Origin of the sequence: Clostridium drakei (genome assembly GCF_000633595.2) — a bacterium.
Classification (GTDB): domain Bacteria; phylum Bacillota; class Clostridia; order Clostridiales; family Clostridiaceae; genus Clostridium_AM; species Clostridium_AM drakei.
This window is the reverse complement of the sequence record NZ_JIBU02000052.1, coordinates 20,981-27,268: the sequence shown is the minus strand read 5'-3', so window position 1 is coordinate 27,268 and position 6,288 is coordinate 20,981. Positions and strand designations below refer to the sequence as shown.

At 30.0% G+C, this 6,288-nt stretch carries 5 protein-coding genes; 4 read left to right on the top strand and 1 reads right to left on the bottom strand.

The genetic code is table 11. From position 1 onward, the window contains the following. Positions 1-244 precede the first annotated feature (244 nt). Positions 245-1,090: a pentapeptide repeat-containing protein gene (locus EG57_RS0221800; RefSeq protein WP_032079206.1), complete on the bottom strand. Its 846-nt coding sequence runs from the start codon at positions 1,088-1,090 to the stop codon at positions 245-247. Between the two features lie 204 nt (positions 1,091-1,294). On the opposite strand from EG57_RS0221800, the gene EG57_RS0221795 reads away from it, so the two are divergent. From EG57_RS0221795 to EG57_RS0221780, 4 genes are all read left to right on the top strand, one after another. Next, positions 1,295-1,837 (top strand): metal-dependent hydrolase, encoded by a 543-nt coding sequence (locus EG57_RS0221795; protein ID WP_032079205.1) that lies wholly within the window; start codon positions 1,295-1,297, stop codon positions 1,835-1,837. Positions 1,838-2,139: 302 nt separating this feature from the next. Next, complete coding sequence (locus EG57_RS0221790; RefSeq protein WP_032079204.1) at positions 2,140-2,496, top strand: hypothetical protein; 357 nt, start codon at positions 2,140-2,142, stop codon at positions 2,494-2,496. Positions 2,497-2,743: 247 nt separating this feature from the next. Then, positions 2,744-4,915, top strand: coding sequence for a cell division protein FtsA (locus EG57_RS0221785; RefSeq protein ID WP_032079203.1), 2,172 nt, complete (start codon positions 2,744-2,746; stop codon positions 4,913-4,915). Positions 4,916-4,937: 22 nt separating this feature from the next. Continuing rightward, a complete protein-coding gene (locus EG57_RS0221780) occupies positions 4,938-6,110 on the top strand; it encodes a M20 metallopeptidase family protein (protein WP_032079202.1) in 1,173 nt (390 codons plus the stop codon). Positions 6,111-6,288: the final 178 nt, after the last annotated feature.

Sequence of the window (6,288 nt, the reverse complement as noted above, 5' to 3'; positions counted from 1 at the left end):
TTGAGAGAATTTAGGAGGTCTTATGTCTAAAATTTAAAAAATCTCGTAATTTGAATCAGGGCGATTCAAGCCGCGAAAGTCCCAGGACGGGACATTTGAGCGGGTAGAGATTTTTTAAATTTTAGACATTAGAGCTCCTTAATAAACGGTTGGCTTTTATACACCATATATTCAATGCGGACTCCACCTAAAAAGTTGTGTCGCATTATTTTTAAACTGTGAAAGTTGAGTTAATGTTATTTAACTATTTTGACCAATAATCTGGACGAGTTAATCTTGCAGGTATCTTTGTATTTGAATTACCTTTAGCTGTATTAAGTTGAGATTGAGTGAGAAATATGCTGCTTGTAAGATTAGCACCACTAAGGTCAGCATCTCTCAAATCTGCACCAATGAGATCAGCTCCACTTAAATCAGATCCCCTAAGATTTGCAGCAATAAGACATGCTCCTCTTAAATCTGCACCTATAAGGTTAGTTTTTCTAAGATCTGCTCCAAATAAGTCTAATGATCTAGAAAGTGATTTTTTGTTTTTCCAATTAGACTTTACTTTACTGCGTGTCTTAGTGCGTATAAGTTCACTGGTATTTCTAAGAAACATATTAACTTTATTTCTATGACTTTCTATATCTAGAGACAATAGAGAATCAAGATCAAGTAAAGTAAGTTTTTTAGTATCTTCTAACAATGAACTTATTTCTTTCTTTATTTGGACGTTGTCTTGTAGCATTAATGCTTCAGTAATATACCATAACATTTCGTGAAGCTGCCTCATGATTAAAAAGGCTTCAAACATCTGCTTAGCGTGTTCTGAATTTTTATGCCAATTGACACCTTTACAAGTAACTTGAGATACCTTTTGACCAGAACCAAAACAATCATAAGCAGTACAGCCTTTTAGACCTTTATTTATAAGATCTTTATGAACAGAGCAGGTAAAGTCGGATTGGAGATTTATGCAAGGATTACCAGCCTTTTTATCTTCTGGAAAACCTTCAGATGCAGAAAAGTATAATGCTGTACAGCATAGTCCAAAACATTTTTTACAGTCAATTTTTAATTCTTTAATGTTTTCATTTGAGTCCACCATAGTTATCTATCTCCTATTGAGTACTAAAAAATACAAATAATTTTTACTTATAAATTGTATCATATAAAACTTATATTTCAATAGATATATACTTAACTTTTAACTAAAATGTTACTTTGCAATATTTTTAAAACTTGAATATTATAAAGTTTAATGCAATAATATCTATAAAAATAATAATATATAAATTTTAGAGGTAAAAATATGATATTTTTTGGACATGTAGGAATAACAACTGCGGCTTTTAAATTATATGAAAATACTGTTTCGCCGAAAAAGGTTGATAAGAATGAGGCTTATATAGATTACAGGTTGGTTATCATTGGATCTGTGCTTCCAGATATTATAGATAAGCCAATAGGAGCATATTTTTTCAGAAGTACATTTCATAATAGTAGAATATTTGCTCATTCTCTAGTATTTTCTATGTTTTTAATAATTTTAGGAACATATTATTTTAAGAGAAGTAGAAATAATAGACTTATAACACTTGGAGTGTGTAGTTTGATACATCAAATATTGGACAGTATGTGGTTATACCCTGGTATATTGTTCTGGCCAGCTTATGGACTGAAGTTTCCTACTAGACCAGAGGGAAATTGGATAGCTAGTAATATTGTGAATTTGCTAACAAATCCATTTGTATATGGACCTGAAATATTAGGAGTAATTATTATTGGATACTATTTTATTAAATTAGTTATTAATAAAAGGGTAAAAGAATTTTTGAAAACTGGAAGGTTATAAATTACTCAACTTTTTCAGAGAACAAAGGACAATTGACAGAGGACAGTGAAGGATGATTTTTCTTCGCTTTGCTGCGAAAAATCTTTAATTAAATTTTTGAGGGCTCGTTTCACTAAAGTGAAACATTGTTGACTTATATAAATTTAAAGCTTGTTTTGCATTAGTAAAAGAAACTTTAAAATAAATTAGTTTTCTGACGTAATGAGGAAAACTTACCTTCATTGTCCTCTAAAAATAATGTTTTATATTATACTTTTATACTAATTAGTGATAACATTATAAGTGAAACGAGGTGTAAAAGAATGATATTTTATCATTTTTCAAGTGAAAAGTATAGCAAACTAATTCCGCAATTGGGAGAAAAAAGGCATTTAGGTGATAGTAAGACTATAGGAAAAAAAGTAACATTTTTAACTACTAATCCTAATATGTTTTATGAAAATGACAATGGAGGCAATTTCTTCGAGTATAGATATATTCTAAATATAGATAAGAATGATCCTCATCTGTATGCTGATGATAAGTTTAATAATATGCTGGAGAAGTTTAATAGAACTTTTGGTTCAAGACGTGGGACATTTAAGTGGTTTTTCTATGACAACCCACTTGATTATATTTGTATATCGAAATGGAATGAGAAATTATGTAGATTTAGTTAATAATAAAATATTCATATGTTATAAAGGCTTATTAAATTAAGTCTTTTTTTATATGAAACTCCTTCTTCTATTGTCGAAGGAGAAAGTCATTCTTATAAGTAAGCTCCATCTGAACTTAAGAATCACTTGATAATATGAATAGATTAGTTTACAAATATTTTATAATTATTTATAATGTTTATAAGGTAAAAGACCATATTTTTAGAACTATGAGCTTTTAAATTATAGAAATGAAGAGGTAAATATTATGAACGATACTAACATTAATCCACAAGATGTAATATTTGCATTAGATATAGGTACACGTTCTGTAATAGGTACAGCAGGTACAGTAAGAGATAAAAAATTTTATATAGTGGCTGAATATTGTGTGGAACATGAAGAAAGGGCCATGATAGATGGTCAAATTCATGATATAGGTTTGGTAGCTAATGCAGTAAACAATGTTAAAAAGCAGTTAGAAGAAAAACTTAATATGAAAATGGAGAGTGTATCAATTGCTGCAGCAGGAAGATTTTTAAGGACTATGGTATCTAAAGCACAGCTTAAGATTGATTATGATAAGGAAATAGATAAGGATACTATAAGAAGTTTGGAGCTTACGGCAGTAAAAAGTGCAGAAGCAAAAATAAATGAACAAAGAGAAGGAAAGCTTTATTGCGTTGGATATAGTGTAAAAAATTATTATTTGAACGGATACATAATAAATAATCTACTTTCACATAAGGGAGAAAACATAGAAGCAGAAGTTATAGCAACCTTTCTTCCAAGGTCAGTAGTGGATAGTCTTTATTCTGTCATGGAAAAGGTTGGACTTCAAGTAGCAAGTATGACTTTAGAGCCTATAGCAGCTATGGAAGCAGCTATACCTCAAAACTTAAGGCTTTTAAATTTAGCTTTGGTAGACGTAGGTGCAGGTACTTCAGATATAGCTATAAGTAGTAAGGATACTATAAGTGCTTATGGTATGGTTCCTTTAGCTGGTGATGAAGTAACAGAAGTTATTGCGCAAAATTATCTTGTGGATTTCAATACAGCAGAGCATATAAAAAGACAGTGCAGTACTAATGATAAATTAGTATATAAAGATGTTTTAGGATTAGAAAATGAATTAAATTCTGAAGATGTAATAAAATTTATTACTCCAGCAGTAAAAAAGATAGCAGATGAAATAGGAAGTAAAATTATCGAATTAAATGGAGATAAATCTCCTAATGCTATTTTTATAGTAGGAGGAGGAGCACATACTCCTAAATTAAAGGAGTTTTTAGCGGATAAGCTTAATATATTACCTCAAAGGATAGCAATTAAAGGTAGAGATGCTGTAACAGAATGTGTATGTGAAGATAATTCATTAGGCAGCACTGGAGTAACAGTTTTGGGAATAGCATTAGTATCCATAAGAAGGTTTGGACATGATTTTATAGATGTAATTTTAAATGATAAAGTAATAAGCTTATTTAATTCACATAAACATACAGTAATGGACGTAATGATGCAGGGGGGGATGAATCCTAAAGTACTAATTGGTAGAAACGGAAGAAATATCAGATTTACTTTAAATGGAATTAAAAGAGTAGCCTTTGGAACTCTTGCTTCGCCAGCAGAAATTATGCTTAATGGTAATAAGTCTAATATAGATGAGGAAGTTAAAGAAGGAGATAAGGTAGAAATAAAATATGCTAGGGATGGAAATGATGCAGCGCCTAATGCGCTAGAATATGTTAAAAGGCTTTATTCTATAAGTTTTTTTGTTAATGATATAATAGAAAATTTAGAACCAATAGCTTTAATAAATGGAAAAAAAGTTGATCTTAATGAAAAAATAAAGGAAAACGATGAAGTTGAAATACTATTTCCTGAAACTTTAACTCAATATAAAAAATATGTAGCAGAGAACAGTGAAGATCATAAATACTATTTAAATGGTATAGAAATTTCAGATGACTATAAAATAGAAGAGGGAGATAGAATTTATAGTATAAAGCATGATGAAGCAGAAAAAGATGAGGTTAAAAATGAAGTTGTTGAGCAAAAGGAAATTGAAACTAGTGAAGAAAGTGTTGATACTGTAGAAGGTAAAACTACTATGGAAAGTGAAACTAGTAAAGTGGAAGTTGCTTTAGATAGTGAAAAAAATGAAGAAAGAGTTGAAATACTAGAGGAAAATAAAGAAACGAAACAAGATGATGAGTTATTAAAAAAGGAAAGAGTAGAAGATGAAATTGAAGTAATAGTTAATGGCAAAAATATATGTTTACAAGGTAAAAAGGAATATGTTTTTATAGATATATTTAACTTTATAGATTTTGATTTAACAATACCTAAAGGAAAGCTATATTTACGTTTAAATCAAAAAGATGCAGGATATTATGATAAACTTTCAAGTGGAGATATAATTGAAATTGGTTGGGAATAATATTTAGATTGGAGAATTAAATATGGAGCTAGATTTTTCAAAACTATCAGAGAATATAAAAGATGAAATTGTGAGCATAAGAAGAGATCTTCATATGAATCCAGAATTGGGTTATGAGGAAAACAGAACTTCTCAAAAGATAAAGAATTTTTTACAAAAGGAAGGTATAGAATATACTGAAACAGCTAAAACAGGAATTTGCGGGATAATAAAGGGTAAGGGAAATAAAACTATAGGATTAAGAGCTGATATGGATGCTCTTCCGTTAGAAGATAGAAAAAACTGTGATTACTGCTCCAAAATAAAGGGAAAAATGCATGCTTGTGGACATGATGCACATACATCTATACTTTTAGGTGCAGCTAAAATATTAAACAGTATAAAAGATAAATTAAATGGAAATGTGAAATTGTTTTTTGAACCTGCAGAAGAAACTACAGGTGGAGCTGAAGTGATGATAAAAGAAGGAGTTTTAGAAGATCCGCAGGTTGATAATGTAATAGGTTTGCATGTAGATGAAAATATAGAAGTTGGAAAAATAGGAGTAAAAAGAGGAGTTGTAAATGCAGCATCAAATCCTTTTACCATAAAAATTAAGGGAAAAGGAGCTCATGGAGCTCGCCCACATACAGGAATAGATCCAGTAGTTATGGCAAGTTCAGTGGTAATAGCTCTTCAAAATGTTATAAGTAGAGAAATATCACCGACAGATGCAGCAGTTATAACTATAGGGACTATTCATGGAGGTACAGCTCAGAATATAATTCCAGAAGAAGTCACAATATCAGGTATTATGAGAACTATGACTACAGAAAACAGAGCTTATGTAAAGAAAAGATTAGTTGAAGTAGTTGAGGGAACTGTGCATGCAATGCGTGGAGAATGTGAAATAGATATAGAAGAGAGCTATCCTTGTTTGTACAATGATGATACTATGGTAGATAAAGTTTTCAGCGCTGCTGATAGTATAATAGGAAAAGAAAATGTAAAAATATTGGAGAACCCAAGCTTAGGAGTTGAAAGTTTTGCATATTTTTCAATGGAAAAACCTTCAGCGTTTTATTATTTAGGATGTAGAAATGAAGAAAAGGGAATAGTAAATCCAGCTCATGGAAGTCTATTTGATATTGATGAAGATTGTCTTCCAGTTGGAGTAGCATTACAGTGTAAAATTGCATATGAGCTTTTAAAATAATAATAAACCTCAATGCCTTTAAAGGTGTTGAGGTTTATTTTATATTACATTGAAATGGATTTAGTTTTTATATTATAATAAATTTAAATATTTATATATTGCTTTTGACAATAATAGTGTTATATAATTAGGTGTTGTTTAATTAGATAATTTGTAAATAATAGCATAATAGAGAAAT